This is a genomic window from Paenibacillus sp. FSL R5-0517, assembly GCF_037974355.1.
Lineage (GTDB): Bacteria > Bacillota > Bacilli > Paenibacillales > Paenibacillaceae > Paenibacillus.
This window is the reverse complement of sequence record NZ_CP150235.1, coordinates 611,936-636,507: the sequence shown is the minus strand read 5'-3', so window position 1 is coordinate 636,507 and position 24,572 is coordinate 611,936. Positions and strand designations below refer to the sequence as shown.

General features: G+C 49.4%; 21 protein-coding genes, 1 pseudogene and 1 riboswitch. Of the genes and pseudogenes, 7 read left to right on the top strand and 15 right to left on the bottom strand.

Annotated features, from left to right (window positions below; translation table 11 throughout):
* Nucleotides 1–290 precede the first annotated feature (290 nt).
* Complete coding sequence (gene map / locus MKX40_RS02980) at nucleotides 291–1,052, bottom strand: type I methionyl aminopeptidase (protein ID WP_339239360.1); 762 nt, start codon at nucleotides 1,050–1,052, stop codon at nucleotides 291–293.
* A 133-nt stretch (nucleotides 1,053–1,185) separates the two neighbouring features.
* Entirely contained in the window at nucleotides 1,186–1,374 is a 189-nt protein-coding gene (locus MKX40_RS02975; RefSeq protein WP_017690840.1) for a hypothetical protein, read from the bottom strand.
* Between the two features lie 400 nt (nucleotides 1,375–1,774).
* Here MKX40_RS02975 and MKX40_RS02970 point away from each other — a divergent pair, with 400 nt between their 5' ends.
* Both MKX40_RS02970 and MKX40_RS02965 read left to right on the top strand, forming a co-directional pair.
* Nucleotides 1,775–2,053, top strand: a complete 279-nt coding sequence (locus tag MKX40_RS02970) for a transposase (protein ID WP_091018633.1) — start codon at nucleotides 1,775–1,777, stop codon at nucleotides 2,051–2,053.
* 95 nt (nucleotides 2,054–2,148) lie between these two features.
* Nucleotides 2,149–2,487, top strand: a complete 339-nt coding sequence (locus tag MKX40_RS02965; protein WP_076332729.1) for a hypothetical protein — start codon at nucleotides 2,149–2,151, stop codon at nucleotides 2,485–2,487.
* A 281-nt stretch (nucleotides 2,488–2,768) separates the two neighbouring features.
* Here MKX40_RS02965 and MKX40_RS02960 read toward each other — a convergent pair whose 3' ends face one another.
* Both MKX40_RS02960 and MKX40_RS02955 read right to left on the bottom strand, forming a co-directional pair.
* On the bottom strand, nucleotides 2,769–4,130 hold the full coding sequence (locus MKX40_RS02960; protein WP_339239359.1) for a nucleobase:cation symporter-2 family protein: 1,362 nt from the start codon (nucleotides 4,128–4,130) through the stop codon (nucleotides 2,769–2,771).
* Nucleotide 4,131: 1 nt separating this feature from the next.
* Nucleotides 4,132–4,719, bottom strand: coding sequence for a xanthine phosphoribosyltransferase (locus MKX40_RS02955; RefSeq protein ID WP_036613196.1), 588 nt, complete (start codon nucleotides 4,717–4,719; stop codon nucleotides 4,132–4,134).
* 301 nt (nucleotides 4,720–5,020) lie between these two features.
* Nucleotides 5,021–5,120, bottom strand: a riboswitch (purine riboswitch).
* A gap of 272 nt (nucleotides 5,121–5,392) precedes the next feature.
* Here MKX40_RS02955 and mscL point away from each other — a divergent pair.
* Nucleotides 5,393–5,887, top strand: a complete 495-nt coding sequence (gene mscL, locus MKX40_RS02950) for a large conductance mechanosensitive channel protein MscL (protein ID WP_339239358.1) — start codon at nucleotides 5,393–5,395, stop codon at nucleotides 5,885–5,887.
* A gap of 234 nt (nucleotides 5,888–6,121) precedes the next feature.
* On the opposite strand, the gene MKX40_RS02945 is transcribed toward mscL, so the two are convergent.
* The gene (locus MKX40_RS02945) at nucleotides 6,122–6,424 is read right to left on the bottom strand and encodes a hypothetical protein (RefSeq protein ID WP_017690846.1); all 303 of its coding nucleotides are present in this window, start codon (nucleotides 6,422–6,424) and stop codon (nucleotides 6,122–6,124) included.
* 79 nt (nucleotides 6,425–6,503) lie between these two features.
* On the opposite strand from MKX40_RS02945, the gene MKX40_RS02940 reads away from it, so the two are divergent.
* The gene (locus tag MKX40_RS02940; protein ID WP_339239357.1) at nucleotides 6,504–7,157 is read left to right on the top strand and encodes an NUDIX domain-containing protein; all 654 of its coding nucleotides are present in this window, start codon (nucleotides 6,504–6,506) and stop codon (nucleotides 7,155–7,157) included.
* Between the two features lie 274 nt (nucleotides 7,158–7,431).
* Here the strand turns inward: MKX40_RS02940 and MKX40_RS02935 are convergent, their stop codons facing one another.
* Together MKX40_RS02935 and MKX40_RS02930 are read right to left on the bottom strand one after the other, a co-directional pair.
* Complete coding sequence (locus MKX40_RS02935; RefSeq protein ID WP_339239355.1) at nucleotides 7,432–8,238, bottom strand: helix-turn-helix domain-containing protein; 807 nt, start codon at nucleotides 8,236–8,238, stop codon at nucleotides 7,432–7,434.
* A 68-nt stretch (nucleotides 8,239–8,306) separates the two neighbouring features.
* A complete protein-coding gene (locus tag MKX40_RS02930) occupies nucleotides 8,307–9,122 on the bottom strand; it encodes a zinc ribbon domain-containing protein (protein ID WP_339239354.1) in 816 nt (271 codons plus the stop codon).
* Between the two features lie 566 nt (nucleotides 9,123–9,688).
* On the opposite strand from MKX40_RS02930, the gene MKX40_RS02925 reads away from it, so the two are divergent.
* Together MKX40_RS02925 and MKX40_RS02920 are read left to right on the top strand one after the other, a co-directional pair.
* On the top strand, nucleotides 9,689–12,277 hold the full coding sequence (locus MKX40_RS02925) for a UvrD-helicase domain-containing protein (protein ID WP_339239353.1): 2,589 nt from the start codon (nucleotides 9,689–9,691) through the stop codon (nucleotides 12,275–12,277).
* 97 nt (nucleotides 12,278–12,374) lie between these two features.
* Nucleotides 12,375–12,743, top strand: a complete 369-nt coding sequence (locus MKX40_RS02920) for a hypothetical protein (protein WP_124117824.1) — start codon at nucleotides 12,375–12,377, stop codon at nucleotides 12,741–12,743.
* 90 nt (nucleotides 12,744–12,833) lie between these two features.
* Here MKX40_RS02920 and MKX40_RS02915 read toward each other — a convergent pair whose 3' ends face one another.
* Complete coding sequence (locus MKX40_RS02915) at nucleotides 12,834–13,904, bottom strand: Gfo/Idh/MocA family oxidoreductase (protein ID WP_339242894.1); 1,071 nt, start codon at nucleotides 13,902–13,904, stop codon at nucleotides 12,834–12,836.
* Between the two features lie 47 nt (nucleotides 13,905–13,951).
* Nucleotides 13,952–14,428, bottom strand: coding sequence for a GNAT family N-acetyltransferase (locus tag MKX40_RS02910; RefSeq protein WP_339239352.1), 477 nt, complete (start codon nucleotides 14,426–14,428; stop codon nucleotides 13,952–13,954).
* 249 nt (nucleotides 14,429–14,677) lie between these two features.
* Between MKX40_RS02910 and MKX40_RS02905 the strand changes: the two genes are divergently transcribed.
* Nucleotides 14,678–15,748, top strand: a complete 1,071-nt coding sequence (locus tag MKX40_RS02905) for a copper amine oxidase N-terminal domain-containing protein (protein ID WP_339239351.1) — start codon at nucleotides 14,678–14,680, stop codon at nucleotides 15,746–15,748.
* Between the two features lie 583 nt (nucleotides 15,749–16,331).
* On the opposite strand, the gene MKX40_RS02900 is transcribed toward MKX40_RS02905, so the two are convergent.
* The 6 genes and pseudogenes from MKX40_RS02900 to MKX40_RS02875 form a co-directional block, all read right to left on the bottom strand.
* Nucleotides 16,332–16,733, bottom strand: a complete 402-nt coding sequence (locus MKX40_RS02900) for a RidA family protein (protein WP_339239350.1) — start codon at nucleotides 16,731–16,733, stop codon at nucleotides 16,332–16,334.
* A gap of 278 nt (nucleotides 16,734–17,011) precedes the next feature.
* Nucleotides 17,012–17,986, bottom strand: coding sequence for a M15 family metallopeptidase (locus MKX40_RS02895; RefSeq protein WP_339239349.1), 975 nt, complete (start codon nucleotides 17,984–17,986; stop codon nucleotides 17,012–17,014).
* A gap of 276 nt (nucleotides 17,987–18,262) precedes the next feature.
* Nucleotides 18,263–19,075, bottom strand: coding sequence for a hypothetical protein (locus tag MKX40_RS02890; RefSeq protein ID WP_339239347.1), 813 nt, complete (start codon nucleotides 19,073–19,075; stop codon nucleotides 18,263–18,265).
* Between the two features lie 46 nt (nucleotides 19,076–19,121).
* Nucleotides 19,122–22,323 (bottom strand): annotated as a pseudogene (locus MKX40_RS02885) (DEAD/DEAH box helicase).
* 202 nt (nucleotides 22,324–22,525) lie between these two features.
* Nucleotides 22,526–22,948, bottom strand: a complete 423-nt coding sequence (locus tag MKX40_RS02880) for a chemotaxis protein CheW (protein ID WP_339239346.1) — start codon at nucleotides 22,946–22,948, stop codon at nucleotides 22,526–22,528.
* A gap of 612 nt (nucleotides 22,949–23,560) precedes the next feature.
* Entirely contained in the window at nucleotides 23,561–24,508 is a 948-nt protein-coding gene (locus MKX40_RS02875) for an aminopeptidase (protein WP_339239345.1), read from the bottom strand.
* Nucleotides 24,509–24,572 lie beyond the last annotated feature (64 nt).

Sequence of the window (24,572 nt, the reverse complement as noted above, 5' to 3'; positions counted from 1 at the left end):
GCTCTACAACTTGATTTGCAAACGATTTCAGTTAAAAGTATTACACTCTACATTTGAAAATTTTTGCCAAATTTCGGTGATAAAACTCGATTTATTGGTGATTTTTCTCACATTAAAAACATGCGATATTATGCAAAAGAAAGGTCCGATTTTATGGAAGACCTCTTCCATGTCCATTCAGAAAACATACCTATCGCTCCATACCGCTACATTCAAGCTCAAAACAGCATGGAGCATTCCTCCGAAAGGTTCAATTCATTTCCTCATCTTCACCTTCACCTTAATTCTTCTCATGTACCATTGGTCAGAATCAAGGGGCCATCCCCAGTAATCGCAACTGTATGCTCATACTGCACTCCCCAGCTGCCATCTACCGTCCTTACTGTCCATCCATCTTCATCCCATACAACGGCCCCGGAACTGCCTTTCGTAAATATGGGTTCAATGGTAATGACCATGCCCTCGGTGAGCATCGTGCCCGTTCTGCGTTTGCCATACGGCAACACATTTGGCGGCTCATGAATATATTGACCAATTCCATGACCAATGAGGGGCTTTACAATTCCGTAACGATACAATCTGGCTGTTCGTTCAATGGCACTTCCAATATCTCCGAGCGTATTCCCTGGAACTGCCTGGGCAATCGCCCGCTCAAGGGCCTTCTCCGTGCGTCTCATCAGCTTGCGAATGGATCTGCTTGGTTCACCAATGCCATATGTCCAGGCCGAGTCAGCAAGCCAGCCATCTTTGTTCACCACCATATCGATGGTCACTACATCCCCACTCGCCAGTTCTTCTTCTCCCGGAAATCCGTGGCAGACTACTTCATTGACAGAGGCACATGTGGCGTACGGATATCCTTTATATCCTTTCTGCTCCGGTGTGGCCCCATGTGCTGCCAGAAACCCTTCCACCCGCTCATTGATCTCCGCTGTCGTGATCCCAGGTATCATCCACTGCTCAATATGTTGGTGACAACTTCGCAAAATTCGTCCAGCTTCCCGCATGTAGCCAATCTCTTCTTTGGTTTTTAAAATAGGGTCCACATGCATTCATCCTTCCCGCTGTAGGTGTACTCCCATATATATGCAGCAGGAACGCAAAAAAAACCGTCTGCCGGAGCTTATCGCCCGGAAGACGGTTCTATTCATTATCGGAACAGTATAATCAGAGTTGTGTGTTGTTTCAGGACACGGAAGAATCCATCTTGACAAGCTCATGCTCAACCACAGAAGTCAATTCTTCCTCGTATCCACCCGTAATCCGGTATTTTCTCACGTACTCCTTCACGAATTTTTTTGGATCTTTAGGACGGAAAATCCGAGTCATTTCCCTCAAACTTTCTTTGACCTCATTGTGACCTTTCGTTGCCATTGTAATTCCCTCCCAAAACGTTGAAAGTGAATGCTCCGTTTAGAGAATGCCGAATAAGTCTTAAATGCCATCCATGAAGTTGTGTGCGCGGCTTAAAGCAAGCTTTAGGTCGGGAACCTCGCTAGAAAGCAAGTACCTGACACTATAAATACCCGATATGATTCGGAATGAATCATAATCTTATTGTATCATATTCGGAAGTATCTTACGACTTGACGATTTCCTCTAATAAATATAACGGTTTTCATGCCCAAAAAGTTTAATTCCGAATCATGTGTTATGAATGCCACCATTCTATACGGAATTAATATATCCAGCATAACACTGAACTATTCGGGGGATATTATCACGGACAACCTATACAGTTAAATTAATGGTATCTAAAAGGAGGCGCCGTTTCATGGAACGCAAAGAACAGGATATGCTGCCCCTTTCACATGAAAAGGTGGAAGTCGACGGAGTATATATCAACGAAGCTGGACGTGAGGAACATCTGCATCGTGGGCAACACTTCCCGGCAGATCCCGTTCTCGGCAAGTCAGAATGGAAGCTGACGGAGTATGCTTTTGATAATCATCATGAAGGACGTACCGATGAAAGATTGGTTCCCAAGGAAAACGATACAGATAAAATGGGCAAGATCACAAACCCTCGCAGACAGATCGAGGGCGGAAGATAATATTGTTTGATTTGTTAGTCGGATAAATTCACAGGTTCAGTTCTGTCCATCTCCTTCATAGCCTAATAAAAAAAGGTTAAAGGAGGCTGGACCGGATGTCCCCCATGAAATCGTCTAGCGGTCTGGATGAAAATATTGCCGGTATGCTCTGTTATCTGTTTACCTTTGTAGGCGGGATTGTTTTTCTCGCGGTAGAGAAGCGGAGTCGGTTCGTGCTATTTCATGCGCTGCAATCCGTAACCGTCTTTGGCATCATTATGGTTGGGCATGTATTATCGACTTTTCTTCCCTTATTTGGACCACTGGTGGCATCCTTGTTATCCCTGCTCGGTGTGGTGGTCTGGCTCATCATGGTGGTCACCAGCTTGCAGGGGAAATGGCTAAAGCTGCCGTGGGTTGGCGATTTTGCAGAGAAACAGATGCGCCATCTGTAACTTTAGGAAGACATGATGCAAAAGAAAAGACGATCCCCCCTTTCAAACAGGGTGTGGATCGTCTTTTAATTATATATCGGCTTCTATATACATTCGTTGTTTAGCATGTAAAGGTGACTTATTCATGTGATTGAACATTCACAACATAAATGATAAATGTCATAAACCATTCATGCTGTAAATCACGAAGTATCAACCTGCTTAAATGTTCATCTTATGAAGGGTGTATTCAGGAACAGTTAACATAACTATCATGCTGGATTATAGGTCTAGGTCGGCTATTAAGCCGACTTGCCCGTCTCTCCAAGAATGGCATCTGCCTGTTGTTCAGCCATCTTGGCAGCTGTTTCCTTGGTGCCCAGACCATTGAACAGCAGGTTCATGAAGATCGCCGTGAAGCTGCCTGCTATGATACCGTTACCGAGCATAATCTGAGCCCAGTCCGGTGCACCAGCAAACAACTCAGGCACAACGGTAACTCCCAACCCCATACCTACAGAACAAGCAATGACAAACAAATTCTCATGACGGTTTAGATCGACCTGACTACCGATAATCCGAATACCGGATGATACCACCATGCCGAACAAGGCTACCATGGCTCCACCAAGAACTGCCCCCGGAACGAGCTGTGCAAGCGCAGCAATCTTCGGCACAAATCCGATGACCACCAGGAGTCCACCAGCCACAACAATGACATCACGTGTCTTCACACGTGTCATCTGTACCAGACCTACATTCTGCGAATACGTTGTATATGGGAACGAGTTGAAAATACCGCCCAACACAATAGCCAGACCTTCAGCACGATAACCACGGGCCAGATCCTTGGAGGACAGGTCCTTTTCCAAAATTTTGCCCAAAGCCATAAATACACCTGTGGATTCAGCCACGCTGACAATCGCCACCAGAATCATTGTCAAGATAGGCACAATCTCAAAGGTCGGTGTACCGAAGTAAAACGGCTGAACAACATGGAACCAGCCTGCATCGCGAATAGGAGCAAAATTAACCTCGCCCATAAATCCTGCCGCCACCGTACCAACGAGCAGACCAATCAGTACCGAGATGGAACGGATGAATCCAGTTGTAAAACGAGTCATCAGGATGATAAATAACAGTACACCGAATCCAAGCAACAGATTCGTTCCACTACCAAAGTCCGGTTGGCCCTGACCGCCACCCAGATCATGGAAAGCAACCGGGATCAGCGTCAGACCAATTATGGTCACAACAGAACCTGTCACGACAGGAGGGAAAAGCCTGATCAGCTTCCCAAAGAGACCAGAGAAGATCAATACAAACAATCCGGAAGCAATAATTGCCCCGTAGATGGCAGATACCCCACTATTCATCCCAATGAGAATCATTGGAGACACGGCTTGGAATGCACAACCGAGCATGACAGGCAGTCCTACGCCGAAATATTTATTTCCCCATACCTGAAGCAGTGTAGCCACACCACAGGCGAGCAAATCAATGGCAATGAGATAGGTTAACTGTTCCTGTGTAAAGCCCAGTGCGTTACTAACGATCAGTGGAACGACAACGGCTCCTGCATACATGGCAAGCACATGTTGAAGTCCGAGTGAGAACGTTTTGATTGGATGCCGATGCCGCTGAAAAATACGTTCGCGTGCCATATTAGTTCGTGCCCTCCTCGTCCGCAAATGTAACCTGTCCATCTGACAAAGCCCCGATGCGAACCAGTGATTCCACACGGTATCCTGCTTCTTTCAGCAAGCGACCTCCCGGTTGGAATGCTTTTTCAATAACAATACCGATGCCAACCACTTCTGCTCCAACCTGCTCCACAATGCGAGCCAGCCCAAATGCTGCTTCACCGTTTGCCAGAAAATCGTCAATGATCAATACGCGATCCCCAGGCTTCATGAATTTCTTGGCAACGGTAATTTCATTCGTTTCTTGCTTCGTGAAGGAGTAGACCTTCTCCACCAGGATGTCTTCGGTCAGTGTGAGCGACTTCTGCTTCCGTGCAAAAATAAGCGGTACGTTCAGCTCCAACGCAGTCATGATGCCTGGTGCAATCCCTGACGATTCAATCGTTAGTACACGTGTGATATTCTCGCCTTCAAAGCGGCGAATGAATTCCTTGCCGACTTCCTTCATCAGAACCGGGTCCATCTGGTGGTTCAGGAATGAATCCACTTTGAGTACTTGCTCGGACAGGACAATACCTTCCTGTCTTACCTTGTCTTTTAACAATTGCATTGCGATTCTTCCCCCTGAATGCCCTCCGCACAGAAACCCACATGCCACTTCGATCTCATGGTAAAAAGCAAAAAGCCCGCCTTGTCACACGCTACGGAATAACCGGAGACGGGAAAAGACGGACTTGTACGTATATGGACAAGCCGTATGGATGCTGCAAGTGTACTGGAAGGATATTAGAGCAGAAGTTCACTCCTGAGACGTCAAACTCCATACAGTCTATCCAGGAACAGATATAAAGCTACCTGAACCTGCTCTTCAGTCAAACTGTATGAGAATAATCTCATTCCAACCATACAACATGTTGCAGCATCTTTCCCGTAGTCCGATCATTCCGGTGATCGGGTAGAGACATGCAGGCCTATTCCTGCACATATACGAGTAACGGCATATTTAATTTTTTGGCTCCATGATTCGTTACAATGTATGATCGCGAACCTGAATGTAAAAGGCTATACATAACTGACAATGTTAGAAGTATACCGAATCGGCGGCATGAAATAAAGAAGTATTTTCATGGAAGTTGCGGAAACTTGTCTTAATTTGCAAACAGGGGGTGATAGGAATCCATTTTTTATGTACAATATGAGAACGGAAGCGCGGATCCGAACGGAGAATGGATGGAACCGCGGCCTACATTATGAATTGAAATGATCAAAGGAGATATGCAGACATGAAAGGCGTACTTAAAGAATTCAAGGAGTTTGCCGTCCGCGGCAACGTCATCGATCTGGCGGTCGGTGTGATTATTGGGGCTGCTTTTGGTAAAATCGTCACATCGCTTGTGAATGATATCATCATGCCTCCGGTTGGAAAACTGCTGGGTGGAATCGACTTCAGTCAGAAAATCATTAATCTGGATCGGGATATGAAAACAGCAAATGGACAGGACATCACCACACTTGCTCAAGCTAACGAAGCTGGGGCTACCGTAATTGCTTATGGTCAGTTCATCAACGTCATGATTGATTTTCTTATCGTTGCGTTCTGTATCTTCATGCTTGTGAAGGGTATCAACTACCTCAAAAGCAAGGAACACAAAAAGCCCGAGCCGCAAAAAACGACCAAGGCTTGCAAGTATTGCTTATCTGAAATCCCAGCCGCGGCTACCCGCTGCTCACACTGTACTTCAGAGCTGGAACCAGAAGGAAGCGGCGCAACAGCGTAATTACAATTGGGTTAAATCGTACACCGATGTGGCTTCCTGATAAATCCTGATGCGAATGCCGAGAACAACTTCCCGACTTGTTAGGGTATATGTATGAAAAGCTAAGCACAAAGACTTAATACGATATGGCGTAGCTTGAAGGTTCCACCGTAAAGGTGGGGCCTTCTTTTATGCCTTACATACATGTATTACATTTACTGCCCCGTTGAATTTCATTCGCCCCATCTTTATGAACTAGAAACGGCGTGGCAGCAAATGCTCCAAAATCGACTTCAGATCCTTATCTTCCTTGTAAACTTCTTCTCCGGTGTCCAGTTCTGTCACGCGAATATATTCAAAGTTTGCCGAAGCATCCACTGGCTTGAACAACAATTGAGCCTCATCTTCCAAACGTACATTGAATCCCATATCCTTAAACATGCTGCTTAACTGACTATTAGCCGGTTCCTGACCTTGCCCTACAAATATAAGTCCTCGAAGGCTTTTACGCTCCTGAGGTTGCGGATAAATCACCTGAAAGTGTACAATGCATTCCATACGATCGTTCCCCTTTCGTTTAAAACAGACTTTGTGAAATTTTGAACTTTAAAAACTGCTATATAAGGAGATACGTTTCATGAGCCCAGAACGTTTCGACATTTATGATGATCAGCAACATTGGATCGGTACAGCGCCACGTAGCGAGGTCCATGCCAAAGGATATTGGCACCGTTCATTCCACTGCTGGATTGTGCGTGACGAAGGCGAACAACGTCAGGTTCTTTTTCAGCGGCGGCGTGATGTTAAGGATACCTTCCCTGGATGTTACGACATTACAGCAGCAGGCCATCTCACCGCAGGTGAACAACTGCAAGACGCCAGTCGTGAGCTGGAGGAAGAATTGGGTGTAGATGTATCTTTCAATGCACTGACCTATCTATTCACGGCTACACAGCAGCTCCAAGGAGAAGTCCGTGGTGTTCCATTCGTAGATCGGGAATTCAGTGCGGTCTATGGATTATGTCTGAACCAGCCGCTTGAAGCCTACGTTCTGCAGCCCAGCGAGGTGGATAGCCTGTATGAGGTGCCGCTGGATGATCTACTCGCTCTGTTCCGCTGTGAAATCGACGTCATTCAAGCTACCGGAGTTCAGACTCAGCCGTCAAGCGATCATGCAGCTTATCAACCGGAGCGTATCGTTCGTGAGATTCGGGCAACGGAATTTGTGCCTCATGGCACTGCTTATTATACGGACGTGCTGGAGGCACTGTATCACGTGCCCAAAGATTGATCATGTACAATCCGGTTCAACCCGATCCAGTTCAATCGAATGTTCATAGCTTCATTTTCTCAAAAATAGCATCACTTCATACCTTTACTATTGACCTGACTGGAAACAGATGCTGTGACGAACATCACTGTCATACCTCAAACCAGCATAAACAGGCGTCTGCCTCTCGGGCAGCGCCTGCTTTATGTACGCAAGTATTGTTTCATCAAGATCAGGAAAGGTACCTTTGTGCTAGATGTTCACTCCATCGGGAGTGAATTCATTAATGATCTGCCTAGCTCTTCCCACCCTCTCCTGGAGGCGAAGACCAGTACCGTGCTGAGAGTTCTTCGTACCGGTGTCCATAGCGGGACTCCAGTTCCTCACCCATATCCTGTTCCAGCTCGTACAATACCAGTTCTTGAGCAAAATGATTCAGCAGCAACCCGGTCATTACCGGATGCTCCGTCACCACTGCCTGCGTAGCGCATGATTCCCCGCGCATGCCCAGCATGCACCAGCGGCGGTCTATGACCAGAGAGAATTTCCGACCGTTACCCGCTCCATACAAAGGCAACCCCGGCCAAGGGACAGGCTGATCCAGCATGCCTTCACCACCATCACACGACCATAACAGCCGTACACCGCGAGCTTCAGCTTGCTGTAAATCATTACGTAACAGCTCTGCCTCTTCACGCCAGACGTCGACAACAATCTCATGCTGAGCCTCAGCCAATTCACGGCTCAGATTCTCAAACACATTTTTGTCACCCTCAATGTTATAGAAGACAGGCTTCTCCGGTTCACTCTTGGGCATGCTGCTCTGGACATAATCCAGAGAGGTACGCATCTGATCGGAGATCATACGTGTCATCTCCTCAGGCTTCAGCACACTATACTTCGCAGGCTCCCCCGGACTGCACCGCAGGAAACCACGTTGTTCCAGCCGTTGCAGGGTCGCATATACATTGGAACGGGACACGCCCAGCCGCTTCGCAACCTCATATCCTGAAGCTGATCCCTGGCGGGCGAGTTCCACCATAATTTTAGATTCCATCTCGGTAAATCCGAGATGACGCAAATGATGCAGCAGTTGGTCCATATTCCCGTCCCCCCATGCTGTCAGCAACCCGCACTGCCTCACATTGATGCGGCAGTGCTTCTACTGCATCAGATCTGTTCGGCTCCGCAACGCGGGCACCATTTCGAACCTTTGGGCAGCTCGGCTGCACAAATCTGACAGTTCACCATTTCGCGTGAAACCTCGGTCTGTACGTCCACCTTGTTCACGATTGGGTTATTTTCCTTCCAGTAGCGGATGCGTTCGTCCAGTTCTTGCTGACGCTCACGTTCCCGTTGCATCTCTTCATCTCTGCGACGTTCCCACTCTGCATCGAACGCTTCCTTTTCTTCCTGCGTAAATTCCGTACTGTTATATTCGGATTCCGTCTCCAGATCGGCTATGGACGGAATGACCGTGTGATACGGCTCGTCTTCCTCCAGTTCCAATTCGGCTGGCGCATCGTAGAAGTCCGGCTCCGGAGTTTGGTTCTGTGCCACAGCTGCCTCTTGTCTCGCAGCTGTGGTTGCTCCTGCAATGCCTGCAGTTCCTGCTGTAGGTGCTGCTGTCTTGAGTTCACCCAACTTGCGTCCACATTTAGGGCAGAAGTTGGCGTCCAGGGAAGCGACATGTCCACATTCGCACAACCGTTCATTCTTCAACTCTGCAATCTTGTTGCGCAGGCCATCAATCTCGTCCTGCAATTCGTCGCAGAGTCGCGACAGTTCCACCATCTCTTTTTCTGCACGCGTCATATCCTGTGCCCGATAACCTTCATAGAAGATGCGACCCATATCTGTAAAATGGACTTCCTGTTCCTGTTGCAAGCCCACAATCTGGTTGTTCAATTTCCCAATCTCAACGGCGTGCTGGGCACGCTCTGTTGCTTTGTTCGCTCCGTCTTTGATGCGTTGAAGCAGTTTCATGACCATTCCTCCTCTGTCCCGTCAAAACCCATATTATCATTTAAATTTTTAGAGGTTATTCAAAAAGTGCTTTTGATTACGAAGGATGCCAGCGGCATCATCAGCATCGAATATGGCATTCAGCCGAATAAGAATATGCTTACGAAGTATGTTTCCTTCGGAAACATTGTAGTTGCTCACGTAGTTTTCCCTACGCTCCGCTACTCCATTTCTAGCTTCATTCCATCTTCTCGGTACTGAAAACCAGACTTTTTGAACACATACTTGTGGTAAATTAGCATATTACATCTTTCATGCAAAATGCTCAGGCATATAACTTATACGATATCATGCCAAAAAGTTGCGTAATCTCGTGCAGGTGCCCGTTTAATACCGATACTGGATGAAATCGGGGGCTTTCGTCAAGACCATACGTTCGGGTATAATGAAGCTTTGGCCCTACTTAACCGCCTGATTAGGCAACTAACTCTATCATACCAATTTACAATGCGATTGTGAAAAGGGCAAATGGTTTACTTTTAGCTGGGATAGTCCTATCCCTGAATGCATACAGAGGTGGATGAAACATGTTAAGTCCGAACTCAACGTTCTACCCCCGTCCGCTCGGGGTTACCCCGGCGGCATCCCTGCCCCAGTCCCCGTCTGCTCCGCTGGAGACCAGTCGGCAACTCGTGGGCAATGATCAACAAGATGCCTTTTACTTTCGTTCTCTGGAAGAGGCTGGCATTAAGCTAAATGCACCACAAATCTCGGCAGTCCGTCACGGCAGAGGACCTATTCTGACGCTTGCCGGAGCCGGTTGTGGCAAAACGACTGTACTCGCTGCAAGAGCCGGCTACCTCATAGAGGTCAGCGGTGTACATGCGGGCAGTATCCTGCTGGTGACGTTCACCAACAAAGCCGCCACCGAGATGAAAGACCGGATCGCCGCATTGCCAGGTATACGTCCGGCAGCTGCGAGAGCCGTGCAGGCTCGCACCTTCCACTCTTTTGCGCTGACATTACTGCGTCATTATGGCGTGCAGGAAGAGATTTTTGGCGAGTCACGGGCCCAACATACGGTGCTCAAGATGCTTTTACGCCAAAATGGCATGAGTGAAGCCTTCCAGCCTGAAAGTTTGCTGGCGATGCTGTCCGCGTGGAAGATGCAAGGATCGGAAACAACTGACCTGCCTGAAAAATCGCAGGAGGAACGCGATGCCAAGCGTGTTCTGCTTGGTTACGAAGCCTGGAAGCAGGAGCGGGGCAAAATGGACTTTGACGATATTTTACTGCGCGCTGCCGCTCTGCTTCGTGACCCGGCTGTCCTGGGGCCGCTTCAGAAACGTTTTCAGTACATTATGGTGGATGAGTTCCAGGATACCAACCATCTGCAATATGAGATTGTGCAAAAACTGGCTTCCGCCCACCGCAACCTGATGGTTGTAGGAGATGATGACCAGACGATCTATACCTTTAATGGCGCACGCCAGGAATCGATTTTGGAATTCGATAAAGTATACCCCGGTGCACGCATTGTGACGCTGGATATCAATTATCGCAGTGATGCACGCATTCTTGGACTCGGAAGCGAATTGGTCGCCCGTAATAAACGCAGACGTGACAAACGGCTGCGTGCCGCCGGAAACCGCGGAGATGCACCGCGTTTTGCCACACCATCCAATGCGGAGGAAGAAGCGGCGTGGGTCGTGAATCAGCTCTGCCAACAGGTTGAAGAAGGGCAGCACACCTATCGGGATATTGCGATTCTTCACCGGACTGCAAGCAGCAGCCGGGCTGTATTCGAGCAGCTTGTGTTGAAAGATGTGCCTTTTGTACAGCATGGTGCCTCCCCGGTGTTCTACGACCAGTCTCTCATCAGGCCCCTGATGGATCATCTACGTCTGTCTCTTGATCCACGAGCCATGGATGCTCTTCCCAGTGCGCTGGGACCGCTCTACGTTTCAAGGGATGCTGGCCTGGAATGGATACAGCGCTGCGAACAACAACAGGCGAAGAAATATCCACTCATCCATCTGGTGAAATGGGACAAGCTGAAACCATTCCAGCAGGAACAGGTCAAAGAGCGCATCAAGCTGATCAAATCACTGCATAAACTAAAGCCAATTATCGCCATTCAGGAAATGCGCAGGCAGTTCTACGACAAGTATATGGAAAGTGGTGATCCCAGCATCTTCACCCATTATAAGGAAACGATGCTGGAAACCCTGGATGAATTCGAAGCTGCCGTCAAAAAATTCGAAACGGTGGAAGAGTTCATCCAGTTCGCGGATGAGTTATCCCGCAGACACCGGGAGATGGAATCTCTACGCCGCGCACAGGACAGTGACGCAGTACAGTTGATGACCATTCACCGGGCCAAAGGACTGGAGTTCCCTTGTGTGTACTGGATCGGAGCCAGTGAGGGCATTGTGCCTCACAGTACAGCACTGCGACAGGATATCCCCGAAGATCAAAAGGCTGCGCTTGCTGTGCAGCAGACAGACGCCGAGCTGGACATGGCCTTGGAGGAAGAACGCAGGCTCGCCTATGTTGCCATCACAAGGGCCAAGCAGTACTTGTATGTCACTTCACCCGCATCTCATCACGGAAAGCCAGCGGATGTGTCCCGCTTCCTGCTTGAAGCCTTCGGCATGGAAGTTCCGGATAAACGCAAACCTCGTGAGGAGAGTCGGACCAGCAGCCCGACTTCATATGGCAAAGGCAATGGATCATATGCCCGTTCGGGGTCGGGTGGCCGTTCCGAAGGTCGGGATGTAGCACAACGCCGTGCCATCAACCACAGTGACCGTCGTGACTTCGAGGTCCACAATGAACGGGATGAGGATCGCCTTGGAGAACGGCGTGGTAGTGGGGAAATTCGCAATCATAAGGCGTTCAGTACCACAGGTATAAGTCCAACAGCTGCGAGTTCCTCCCGTATACAGTCCCACAGTTCAGGTTCAGCCTCGGGTAATGCTGAGCGCACGGAGACCGTTGCGGTCTGGAAATGCAGTTCGTCCACCTGTAAAGCGTGGCTAAGACAGAAACCGGCTGTGCCTTCTGCCAAAACAAACAAGAAGGCATCATCCGGCCCTCCCGCCTGTCCCCTGTGTTCAGGATCGATGGAGGCCGGTACCCGCCAAGTTCCTGTAACGGGGAGATTTGGGAAATAAACGATACGTGATACAGATATAGCTCGTTTCAGGGCGCTTTTTGCTGTTTATTAACAGTAGAAGCGTCTTTTTTCCATTTCAGAATGGGGGTTGGATTATGCAGGACGGCAAACAACATCTGTATGTATCGGTAACTCATAACTTGATTGAACAAACAAAGAACGAATCTACACCCTTTGAGGTGTTGGTGGATGACGAACAGTTGGGCCGATTAAAAGACCTGATGAAGGTGCTGGAGGATGACGATGCCTACACATTGCAACGGGCTCCCGTACCCTACAAATCGGCAGACCACGATGAGGCAACAGAGCAATTTTCGGATGGCATGACTCTGCTGTACACTTTTCTGTATGACCATGGCACGCCGGATACCCGGCAGGCGATTGAGAGCATGAACGTGCTTCCAAGGCTGCAGGATACGGATTATGATGACCCTGGATACGAGAACTCACCACTGAATAAATGACCTGATGCGAAAAAGCATGCGCAACCGCAGATTACGCGGAAGACGCATGCTTTTTAATATTACGAAGAATAACCGTCCCGTACACTGGACTCAATCCAGACGAATCTCCTGGCCTTTCTCAGCGGATTCGTAGATTCCGCACAGCATGCGTGTGGAAGCCACCCCATCCGCAATTGGACTGATCGGCTCTGTACCGTTCAGGCAACAATCCACAAAGTGGTCGATCTGGTTCTGAAATGCGCTATGAATATGGAGACCCGTATTGTCCGTCTGGGGTTCAATATTCAGGATGGTATTATTTTTCTCCGTGACGATGATTGTCTCCGGCTCCAATTCGAACCCACCACGCTCACCGTATAATTTCACTGAAGATTCATCTCCGCGTGCATGCAGGGTAAAGCTTACATCCACCGCCAACGAAGCCCCATTTTCAAACCGAATGAGTGCATTCGCCATATCTTCCACGTCATTCACAGCTGCGCTGTAGTCGGCTGCTTTGTAAAAAGAAAGATGTTCGATATGGGCACGATTGCCCAGCTTCCGATACGTATTACCACTGACGGAAACAGGCTTGGGCTTGCCCATCAAATACCAACACTGGTCAATGATATGTACGCCCAGATCAATCAGTGGGCCTCCGCCAGAACGGCTTTTGTCAGCGAACCAACCGCCTGGATTACCGTGACGACGCAGAATGGAAGCTTTGGCATAATACAATTCACCAAACTCTCCGGCATCTATGAATCTGCGCATCATCTGCATATTGTTGTCATACCGCCGCACAAATCCAACGATAAACGTACGTCCGCTCTTCTTCACCGCTTCTTCAATCCGCAGTGCATCTTCCACATTGGTTGCAACCGGTTTCTCCAACAGTACGTGCTTGCCTGCCTCCAGTGCAGCAATGGCGAATTCCGCATGTGTATTATTCCAGGTACAGATACTTACGGCATCGACATGGGGGTCCTCCAGCATCTCCCGATAATCGGTGTACACGGATTGAGCCTCATACTTCTGTGCCGCGGCTTTAGCCCGCTCTTCGTTCAGATCACAGATGGCATAGATGACAGCATCCTCATTTTTGGCGTAACACCTCATATGAAGATCCGAGATGGATCCTGTACCGATCATTCCAATGTGCAGCATTTGTTTCGTGCTCATCATCGTCCTCCCTTCCTTTTCCACAACTTCCACAACATCACTATCGTCTAGTCTGCCCGCAGCATGCCTTCGTAAATACCCGGGGTTGAATTTTCGATCTTCACAGCACCCAGCGTCCGGGCATAGAAATCCACAGGTCCCGCTGATCCGATAATGGCATAACCATAACCGTCCGCCTTCATCGCATGCATACAGGCCAGTAACAGGGCTGTGCCTACACCTTTGCCCCGTGCATCCTGGCTCACGCCTGTCGGTCCAAAGAAGTTGCGACATGTCGCTTCGTAACAGGCAAATCCGATCATTCTCCCATGCTCAACAGCGATGTAACAGGACACGGGCTGACGTGCAAAAGCGACCTCACATTCATCCACCCAAGCTTGGCTAAAATGTGACCTCACCCAATCCAGTACAAGCTGTTTCTCTGGGGCAATGGCTCTTCGAATCACAATGGAGGATTCCTGCAGCTTTCTCAGTCCACTCTCTTGCTCCGGTAAACGATAGAGCGCTACTAACATATCACTCATCTAATCGGTTCCTCCTCGTACTTGAATGTGAAATAGGACAACGGTTTGGCCACCTACCTGAAATTAACCTGATCCTGCTGCCGATAACCTGCAATACAAGCGATATTTCAAATTCAAACTAACATACCGCTTAGATTCATTGCATGCCAACTGCAACACTGAGACGATCTGTCCCGTCTATTAACTTGAAGCGTGGCTCTAAGGAAGATTTTACCGCGACATTACAAAGATTAGAAGGGATGAATATTGATGAATAACAACATGAAAAAAGTAAGTGCGCTGATGGCCTTATCCATGGCATTGGGTGGTGGAGCCGCTTATGCAGCAACACTGGACAACACACAACCAGTCCATCAAACATCCATTTCAGCAGATAGTAACACAGCTGGTGCAGTAAACGTATCCGTGAATGGTGCATCCATTTCCGATGGTTACTGGAACAAGGATCGCAAAGTAGCCATGATTCCACTGCGTGATCTTACCGAAGCACTGGGTATTGAACTGAAATGGCATAAAGAAAATAAAACCGCGGAGCTGACGCGAGGTGTTCTCTGGACACAGGTAATCACAGGCAAAGATCAATATTCCGTAAATAAAATGCTGCTCACACTGGGTACAGCACCCGAAATCACAGGCGGCACATTGTATGTACCGGCTTCTTTTGCCGAAAAGGTACTGCATGGACAAGTGAACACAACAGGAAATCAGGTGACGATCTCTAGTGAAGAGGACGTGAAGACGATCACTGAGCGTGGTGTGATTACCAGAATATCGAACCAGGATAAATATAAGTCCATCCAAATTGGCGGTGCAGGGTTGGGTGGCATCGTGCTCAATCTGAGCGATGAGACGAAATTCATCTCCGTTGAGGGAAAAGAGATTGCACTGACTGATCTGGCCATCGGCATGAACGTGGAAGCTGAGCATTCCATGATCACTACCCGCAGTCTGCCACCACAAACCCCGACCTATAAAGTCACTGTACTGGATGCGGCTACAGCATCTGAGGCACAACCTAAAGAGGTACTGGGTACAGCGGGTACAATTGAAGATGTAAGAAATGCAGAAGGCCTTATCTCACAGATTGAGATCACAGGTACACGTTTAACTGAGACGGCTCCTGACCATGTCGTGCTGAATATCGCTAAAGATACGCTGCTTGTGAACCACGAAGGTGAGACGGTGAAAGCTGAAGAACTGACTAAAGGAACTAAAGTGATTGGGTACTACAGCCCTATGCTAACACGCAGTCTGCCTCCAATTGGAACGGCATGGAAAGTGGTTGTTGAAACACCAGCAGCACAACTGGAAGCGAAATAAATCGATTAATAAACGAGACTGGTTGAGTTGAGGCATATGTTCTATGTTGCTAACGTCATGCATATCTTGGCTTGGTGTCAGGAGGGCGTCGCATCATAATGTCCAGCAGCTGCGAAGTCAATAAAAATAACCTTATCCGCTTGTCTTCCGACAGGCATGGGTAAGGTTATTTTTTTGGGTTTTTGGGTTTGGGTTTGGGTTTAGGTTTTTGGGTTTTTGGAGCGTATTTTCAAACTCGCTTCAAAGCGAAGCACACCTGAACTTGTCCGGAGCAGGCACTTGCAACGTACGCTGTATACGACATGCGCCTGAAAAAGACATGCTCTGCATAGGAATGTAAGAGCAAGCAGAATTAGCGCTGACGAATCTGAGACGTCTTATTCAAGGAATTGAAGTACCTGTAAAAACCTAAGGAATCTCAGCCACGCTATGTGTGAATAAACAGTTGTTTACAGCGTTTTTCTCAGGCTAATTCGGAAAATAACGTGCCTGATGTTCCTTACATTTTCAGAAGAAGACCTGGGGGCCAAATAAGACTTGCTGAGTTCCTTAGAAAATCTTCACGATAAGCGAGATCGCCAGATCAACCACCTTGGACTTCATCTTCAACAATCGCTTCCACTTCAATCTCAACCATCAACAAGGGATCAATGAGTGCGCTAACTTCAACCATGGTGGCTACAGGCTGAATCTGTCCAAAATATTCACCGTGGGCCTTGCCAACTTCCTCCCACCTGGAGATATCGGTCACAAACATTCGCGTTCTAACGACATGCGACATGTCAGCCCCCAACTCTTTCAGTGCATTCTCAATCGTCTGCAAAACGAACCTCGTCTGTGCATACGGATCACCTGCTCCAACGACTACACCATCTTGCATCGCAGTTGTACCCGCCACTTCGATTCGGTTCCCTACACGGATGGCACGGCAATATCCCACCAACGGTTCCCATGGGGAACCGGTAAATACCTGCTGTCTACTCATTTTTCTCGTCCCTCGCTTTGCTTTGGTTGTATGTATCTCATCTGATTAAACATGAATTATATCAGTCCGCCATCATCTCAGACAATAGAATAGATTTTAATTCTATATTAGTGCAGCTTCAGCACGCGGTGCCCTCCTGATTCATGAGAAGGTGGCAACCCACATCATTTTTTACACAGAAAAAAATCCCCTGAATGACTGCTCATGGTTTAGATCAAGAGCAGTCATTCAGGGGATTTCAGGAAAATTAGCGTTTATTAAGGACAAAGCAATCCAGATTACAACTTGATATTCGCCTCATCGAAGTATTCTTCCAGGGTTAACCCACTTTTCGCCACATCTGGTGCCAAATCGGTACCGATGTACCGGATATGCCAAGGCTCATAGACGTAACCGGTTATATCTTCTTCACCTTGCAAATAACGGATGACGTATCCATATTCTGCAGCGTGTTCAGCGAGCCACTGGCCTTCCTTCGATGTGCCGAATACCTCTTCCAGCACATTGCCCACACTCGGACTGGATACATCAATGGCAAGACCCGTCTGATGCTCGCTTCGGCCTGGAACAGAGCTTACACGATCCGTGTATTCCTGACCTTTGGTTTTGACATTGTTGTTGTAGATGGACACTTGACGTTGATATGAACGATAACCAGACACCGCACGAAGCTCAATGCCATCCGCTTTTGCACCTGCAAACAACTTCTCCAGTGCCTCCGCCGCTTCCTTGCGCATATGCCGCTTCTCATGAGGTTCGTCGAAGGAGAACGGTACATTGGGTTCCACCAGATCGTCCGGCTCGTACCCTTCAGGCAGACTGCGTTGTTTGTTCACAATGACCGTCATAGATGTGGCATTGGTCACCACAGCTTCTGCGTCAATTGTTGTTTGCAGTGCGCTGATGCTACGTTTCTCCATCAATGGATCTTCCGCTGTCGCGCCGTTACCATCGTCTGAAGAACCCTGCTCTTCGCCTGCCGATGCATTCCCGGACTCGCCATCCGTGCCTTCACCGCTGTTGCCAGCAGATGATGTATCATCCCCGCCAGCGTTGTCACCATCCGCTCCCTTATCCTCCGTAAAATGTACGGTTGTGCCGTCAGACTCCTGTTGTGTGTTACCTGTTCCATTCGGATTCTGGCTCTCTTCTGTGCCTGAACCGTTCTGGCACGCCGCAAGCAATGCTCCGCATATCATCAATGAGGACAGCATAACCACCATGCGGCGCTGTCTTCCTGTATGTGATTTCATGTAAAAACTCCTATCGCAATAATATAAATGTTGTCTAGTTGTCTGCGTGCTGTGTTCCCTGCGAAAGTATACCTTAATTGACTGCGAAGCTCCACCGGTAAAGACCTCCTTTAGAAGAGATCTTCATGAACATATACGGGTTGTACAGCCTGTATGATCGTTTTTTGGACTTTTAGAGAAACATTCCCGCGAAAATGAAATGAATTGGATCATGCAACATGCTGCAATACAAACAAGCAGAGGTGATCTGAGATCTCCCCCGCTCTGATGGGTGTATCATTTGGTTGCCGGGCTGTCCGTCTTCTTCTGGACAGCCTGCCACATCCGCGCAGCTACACGCTCGCGGATCAAATCCAGCCCTGCGGTGGCCGGCAAGCCTTGCAGCAGCGCCGTTAGCTCCGGCAAGGCCGGCGGCTTGCCCGGCTGCGTGAGGCGCACCTCAACGGCGCCAAAGCCTGGCCCCGGCTGGTGCATGGCGCCGTCCGCGGCAGCCTCGGCGATCCACTCGCCGACGGCCGCGCCGCCTTCGCCGCCCCGCACTTGCGGGCGGCCAGCCGTTTCCGCTGCGCGGCCGGTGGCGCCGGGATCATGGGCGAGTTCCTCCGCCCATGCCCCCAGCACGCCGGCGAGCAGCGCTTCGCGCGGCAAGCCGGCGTGCGCCAGCTGCAGCAGCGGCTCGGCCGCGAGGCGCGCGGCTACGGCGCGCTCAGCGGCCGCGGCATGCGTGCAGCTCGGGCGGCCGCAGGTGCACGCCACGGACGCGCTGGCCGTGGCTGCGCCTGGCGAGCCCTCGTGCGCTTGCGCAGCCGGCAGCAGCCCGGCAAGCTCCTCGGGCGCCGGGCCGCCGCGCAGCAGGGCGTACAGCGTCAGCGGGCGCTTGCGCAGCTGAGTTAGCACAGCCTCGCGCTCGGCTTCGCTCAGTCGCGTCGGCGTTCCCGTGATCGTGAACACGCCGGCAACGGCTGTTCCAGTCTCCCCTGCCTCAGCGGAACCGTGCGCTTCCTGCCCCGCCGCGTCCGCTGCTGTATTTACTTCTGCTGTCCATCCACCGGGGGACATATGCAGCTCGATCTTCCATTTTTCGCTCACAACAATCCCCCTTTCTCAACATCTATATTCCCCTGAATGATCAAGGTCACAGCCACGTCTCGCCCTGAAGAGATATCAGGCCACGCAGCTCATCATCCGACATCTCGGTCAGCCAATTCTCACCTGAACCAACGACCTGTTCGGAAAGTGCCTTCTTGCTCTCTATCAGCTCATCAATCCGTTCTTCCAGTGTTCCCTGACAGATCAGCTTATGCACTTGCACGTTGCGATTCTGCCCGATTCGGAATACACGGTCCGTCGCCTGATTTTCAACCGCAGGATTCCACCACCGGTCATAGTGAACGACATGACTCGCCCGTGTCAGATTCAGACCTACACCTCCGGCACGAAGAGACAGGACAAACATGGACGGACCCTCTCCTTTTTGGAAAGTCTCCACCATCTGATCCCTTTGCGCCTTCGACACCCCACCATGTAGGAAATACGGTTCTTCCTCATATCGCTGTTTCAACCTCGACACCAACAGATCTCCCATAGCAACATACTGAGTGAATATCAGGGCCGATTCCCCGTTATCACGGATGGCGTCCAGCAGTTCAAGCAATCGTTCCATCTTACCGGATGCCTCTGCCTTGCCATGATCTTTCCGATTGCTGTCCGCCAGCACCGGATGATCACAGATCTGCTTGAGCTTGGTCAGGGAGGACAGTACAATCCCCTTCCGTGCAATGCCATTTCTGCCGTCCAGACCACCCATCAAATCATCCACCACACGCTGGTACAGCACTGTCTGCTCCGGCGTCAGAGAACAGTAGGATTTCAGTTCAAGCTTCTCTGGCAGATCCTTGCGAATATCCGGATCACTTTTCAGCCTGCGCAGCATGAATGGAGATACCAGTCGATGGAGTTCACGCAAGGAGGCTGCATTTTCTTCGGATGGCCCCAGTCCCGTATACCGCTGGCGGAACGATGAAGCTGTGCCCAGATATCCCGGATTGAGAAACTGGAAAATCGACCAAAGTTCGCTCAATCGGTTCTCTACAGGCGTTCCCGTCATCGCAATACGATGAAGTGTAGACAGGCGCATCACGCTTTGCGCTTGTTTGGTACGGTAATTCTTAATATATTGTGCCTCATCCAGCACAATGGTGGACCAGTGCAATGAAGCCAGATCCGGGCCATCTCTGCCTGCCAGATGATAGGTCGTCAGTACAATGTCATGCGTCTGTGCTTCAGACTGAAACTCATTCCCGTGCAACCGTTGTCCGCCATGATGAATATATAGCGACAGATCCGGGGCAAACCGCTTCAGTTCACGCTGCCAGTTTCCAAGCAACGAGGTAGGACACACAATAAGTGCAGGCAAATGATCAGGCTGCTCATTCGCAAGCTGATCCGCCGGGAAAGAATCATCGGATCCATCCAGCATTTCATACTCACGTGCTTCCTCTGCAGCGGCCTGGCGTTCTTCGTGTTTGCGATCCAGCAGACAGGTAATGACCTGAATGGTCTTCCCAAGTCCCATATCATCCGCAAGACATACGCCAAAGCCCAGATCACGCATCGCGGATAACCATTGGAAACCTCGTTCCTGGTAAGGTCTTAGTTCACCGTGCAATTCTGCCGGAACCTGACGAGGTTCAATGCTGCGAAGCACCTGTCCATCAAGCAGAAAAGCAAGCATCCCATCGGATTCGGCGCCAAAGACGGAAAGACCCTTCCACGCGGAATCCTCCCCTTCATCCGCAGCCAGATGCAGCCATTCGGAGAGAGGCATATATTGTTCTTCTTCTTTTTTCATATAACGCAGGACTTGGCGAATCTCTTTTGTATCCACTTCAATCCACTCACCGCGGAACATGACGTAGGGAACTGTGGATTCAGCCAAAGCTGCCAGTTCCTCTGCCGTTACGGGCTTGCCATCCAGCATGGGCTCTGCTTTGAATGCAACCAATTGTTCCATGCCCAGTGCCGATGTGGCTCCAGGCAACCGCTCTGTTCCCCGATTCAACATCTGCAAACGAAGTCCTGCACGGCGTTTTCCGGCACGACTCCACTTTGAAGGCATGAGAACGGTTATGCCAGCCTTCTGCAAACGCGGAACCGCATGCGTTAGAAATTCAAAGAAACCCTGCTGTTCCAGCTTAATTCCCTCCGGACGAGCAGTAAGCAACGCCGTCTCCAGTTCAGGTGCCAATTCTGCTGCTTGACCGAGCGCCATCAATAACTGCTCTGCCGCCGAAGTATATAACACTTTCCCCCGGTCCAGATCTCGCTCCGGATGGGCCCAGATGGTCCGCGCAGGCAGCCTCAAGCTTGGTTCCTGCTCACTGTCCACCCAAAAGCTGACTCCCCATACGGTTTCATGTTCGCCAAGTGGAGGCTCCAGACGGAGCGCCAGCTTCAATTGGCCTTCAGCAGGCGCCATCTCTTCTGCGCCGACGATCGGCATCGACGTTCCACCAACTTCTTGCAGCGTATGAATAAATGCTGTCATATCATCCGTTGGCCCTTGCACCGTCACTGGACGGAACATCGAGATCAGACTGTTCCACCAAAGTTCGGCTACTGGTGAAGAGCCGCGTCGATATGGCGTGCGGTAACGGGACAGTTCACTGTCCATGCCCTCCAGTTCACTTGTTACTACAGCATGAATCATGCCACTCATGAATGAAAATAATACCGCAGCTCCTGCTTCTTCACGCGTTTCCGGTTCCAATGAAGCATAAGCTCCAGGAGCAGAAAGCCCAATTGGAGGCATCGCTTCAGCCAGATCACGGAAGCGTTCAATATCATCCTCAGACTGCAAGCGCGGCCGCCATACACCTGTCAATGTCTCTTGCCCGGTCCGTCGCCGTGCTCCGGTCTTTGCTGCGAATTCAGCTGATGGAGCAATGGCTCCCCGCAACAGCAGCTCCTGTGTGAACTGCGCCGCTTTGATCCAGTAACGCATCTCTTCTCCAACCTGAATTCCGGCTGCATTAAACAAACGGTCATCCCATTGCAGCAGCAATCTAAAAGCATCCTTAGGCGAGACGGCCAACCCTTCCAATGTGCGCCCCAACAGTTGACGGCGCTTCGTGTTCTTGGCTTCAGCCGTGTTCCTCAGCGGATTCGGCCAGCGCAGCTCCGCGAGACGCAGAGCGGCAGGCTGAAACAGACGACCCCCGTCGCCAAAATTCAACCGTCTTACCACGTGGCTCCATGCATCCACACGCGGTTCCGATGTTTCACCGGAAAAAAAAAAATACGTCACCAAGCCATACTCCATACAGCGATTGCATCATTAAAGTCTCCCGTCATCCCTTCGCATTGTTACTCTCCATCATATACGAAAATGATCGGATTTAAAAACCTTTGCCCACAAAAAGTGGTTATTTCAATCGTTATCGGCATAAAAAAATGTCCCTTCTCCCGAAAAGCGGATGAGGAACATTTGGGTCAATCCAAGGATAATACTGAGTATTGAAAGAATTACGGATCATTATCTTACGATGATCTGATCAAGCTGCCCAGCAATACATCCAGGTTCAAAATGCCTGCACGATGATCTGCACAGAACCCGATTTTGTCAAAAACGCCAAGCATGAAACGGCGGTGCTCCTCAGCAGGTTCTTCGAAACGATCGTAACTTACAACAGAATCAACCATATCGACGATCAGAGGTACGAATCCTCCTTTGTAAGGCACCACAATAATACGTGTAGAAGAGGTATCCTCCTGGTCCGGCATGCCTAACAATACACGAAGACTCACTACTGAAACGACCTTACCGTACAGCGAAGCAAAACCTCTGATCTCCGGACTTCCAAACGGGACCGTAGTCACCTGCACCATTCTGATGATCTCATGAACTTCATCAATGCGTAGGGCAAAGATCTGGTCTCCTACCGAAAAATTAATATATTGCATTCCCTCATCCATAGTTATCCCCATACCCTCTCATTCCGTATAATCAGACTACTTTCGTCTCATTAGATGTTACTTTGGTGTATCGGTTATTTTTGATCAAATGTTTAGGCTTCAGATCAATTTCGCCAACTTCAACAGGCGTTGTATTACAGTTTTGATGAGAGGGTGGAAATCCGTCGTTTCAAAATTGAGCGTAAGTAACCTGACATTCGATTTATTATTTTATATTCAAAAAAACCAAAGAGTCGGCATTAAGCTGATCTTTGGCCTTTTTTATCCCCATATATTATGGATCTGTTTCTATGTTTTCAAATACTTGGAACAAAAACACGATATTCCTGTGGATAACTTGTTTTTTCACTTCAAAACGACTGTTTTATCGAATGAAAACAGGAGTTATACCTGTTTTGTGGATAAGTTGTGCACATATTGCACACATGCTGTGGATATGTTTAGCGTTTCATGTGGATATTCATTATTTTAATGTGGACATGTTGTGTATTTGTTTGTAAATCTGACGTAAAATCTGAATTTCCACTCCAGTTTATCCATTACTGTGGACACGTTGTGGACATGCTCAAATCCCTTCAGTACAGATACGCAGTTATTCAGTTATTCCACCAATTCACCCTGCCGCATGATCAGCTTGTCATCGATGTACACGTCCGGCTTTTGCACAACAGCATCAATATGTACACCCGCCGCAATCGTTCCCCCGAATGTGTTATTGCTGCCAAAGGCGACATGGATCGTGCCATACACCTTCTCATCTTCCAGCACTACACCCGTGATTCGTGCCTTGTTATTGGTCCCAATGCCGAATTCGCCGAGAAAGCGACCATCGCCATCTCCAAGGGTGTCCAGTAATTGAGCCCCGTCTGGTCCTTCAGCTGACACCAATCGCCCTTCCTTGACGGTTAATAACATCGGTTCGCGGAGTGCCCCAATTCCAGCAACGGAACCATCTACAACAATACTACCCTCGCCCTTACCCTCAACGGGAGCAATATAAGCTTCTCCTGAAGGCAAGTTACCCGATTCACCGGGGTTCAAATACATGCCTGTACTTGGTACACCGTTACGATTCTCTATAGAAAAGGAAAGACTATGACCCTGCTTCTCTATTCGCACATGGCGACCTGCGGTTAACAGAGCCGTCACCTTCTCGGTCAACGCCTTCACTTGCGAATACTCAGCTGTAATGGCTCCATTCATGAACATATCCTCTGTCATGCCGGGCATCGTTGCCACTCGGGTCCCTGAAGCAGCGGCTTGTTTGCGTGCCTGGGTATGCGTTAATGAATATCGAGTTACACACACCGCTACATCTGCCCGAATCATGGCCTCTGCAATCGGTGCAGGCGGCTCTTCTCCTGATCTGCTGCGTTCCTCCATAATTAGCAGGACCGACTCCGTGCCAAGTGCTTTTCCTGCCTCATAGATGGATTCGGCCAAATCCCGTTTCATATCGTCTGCGACAACCACCAGATTTTCTCCACTGCGTAATCCCAGACACTCCGTTAGCACCTTTTTACTGATTTCTACACGTTGCTTGCTCATATATTCATCTCTCCTGTCTAGGTTTCAGCTCTTCACAACTCGACTTGACCCCTTTCGACAATCG

Excerpts from the sequence above, each read along its gene's own strand:
- map (WP_339239360.1), bottom strand. The coding sequence starts at position 1,052 with ATGCATGTGGACCCTATTTTAAAAACCAAAGAAGAGATTGGCTACATG.
- MKX40_RS02975 (WP_017690840.1), bottom strand. The coding sequence starts at position 1,374 with ATGGCAACGAAAGGTCACAATGAGGTCAAAGAAAGTTTGAGGGAAATG.
- MKX40_RS02970 (WP_091018633.1), top strand. The coding sequence starts at position 1,775 with ATGGAACGCAAAGAACAGGATATGCTGCCCCTTTCACATGAAAAGGTG.
- MKX40_RS02965 (WP_076332729.1), top strand. The coding sequence starts at position 2,149 with ATGTCCCCCATGAAATCGTCTAGCGGTCTGGATGAAAATATTGCCGGT.
- MKX40_RS02960 (WP_339239359.1), bottom strand. The coding sequence starts at position 4,130 with ATGGCACGCGAACGTATTTTTCAGCGGCATCGGCATCCAATCAAAACG.
- MKX40_RS02955 (WP_036613196.1), bottom strand. The coding sequence starts at position 4,719 with ATGCAATTGTTAAAAGACAAGGTAAGACAGGAAGGTATTGTCCTGTCC.
- mscL (WP_339239358.1), top strand. The coding sequence starts at position 5,393 with ATGAAAGGCGTACTTAAAGAATTCAAGGAGTTTGCCGTCCGCGGCAAC.
- MKX40_RS02945 (WP_017690846.1), bottom strand. The coding sequence starts at position 6,424 with ATGGAATGCATTGTACACTTTCAGGTGATTTATCCGCAACCTCAGGAG.
- MKX40_RS02940 (WP_339239357.1), top strand. The coding sequence starts at position 6,504 with ATGAGCCCAGAACGTTTCGACATTTATGATGATCAGCAACATTGGATC.
- MKX40_RS02935 (WP_339239355.1), bottom strand. The coding sequence starts at position 8,238 with ATGGACCAACTGCTGCATCATTTGCGTCATCTCGGATTTACCGAGATG.
- MKX40_RS02930 (WP_339239354.1), bottom strand. The coding sequence starts at position 9,122 with ATGAAACTGCTTCAACGCATCAAAGACGGAGCGAACAAAGCAACAGAG.
- MKX40_RS02925 (WP_339239353.1), top strand. The coding sequence starts at position 9,689 with ATGTTAAGTCCGAACTCAACGTTCTACCCCCGTCCGCTCGGGGTTACC.
- MKX40_RS02920 (WP_124117824.1), top strand. The coding sequence starts at position 12,375 with ATGCAGGACGGCAAACAACATCTGTATGTATCGGTAACTCATAACTTG.
- MKX40_RS02915 (WP_339242894.1), bottom strand. The coding sequence starts at position 13,904 with ATGAGCACGAAACAAATGCTGCACATTGGAATGATCGGTACAGGATCC.
- MKX40_RS02910 (WP_339239352.1), bottom strand. The coding sequence starts at position 14,428 with ATGAGTGATATGTTAGTAGCGCTCTATCGTTTACCGGAGCAAGAGAGT.
- MKX40_RS02905 (WP_339239351.1), top strand. The coding sequence starts at position 14,678 with ATGAATAACAACATGAAAAAAGTAAGTGCGCTGATGGCCTTATCCATG.
- MKX40_RS02900 (WP_339239350.1), bottom strand. The coding sequence starts at position 16,733 with ATGAGTAGACAGCAGGTATTTACCGGTTCCCCATGGGAACCGTTGGTG.
- MKX40_RS02895 (WP_339239349.1), bottom strand. The coding sequence starts at position 17,986 with ATGAAATCACATACAGGAAGACAGCGCCGCATGGTGGTTATGCTGTCC.
- MKX40_RS02880 (WP_339239346.1), bottom strand. The coding sequence starts at position 22,948 with ATGCAATATATTAATTTTTCGGTAGGAGACCAGATCTTTGCCCTACGC.
- MKX40_RS02875 (WP_339239345.1), bottom strand. The coding sequence starts at position 24,508 with ATGAGCAAGCAACGTGTAGAAATCAGTAAAAAGGTGCTAACGGAGTGT.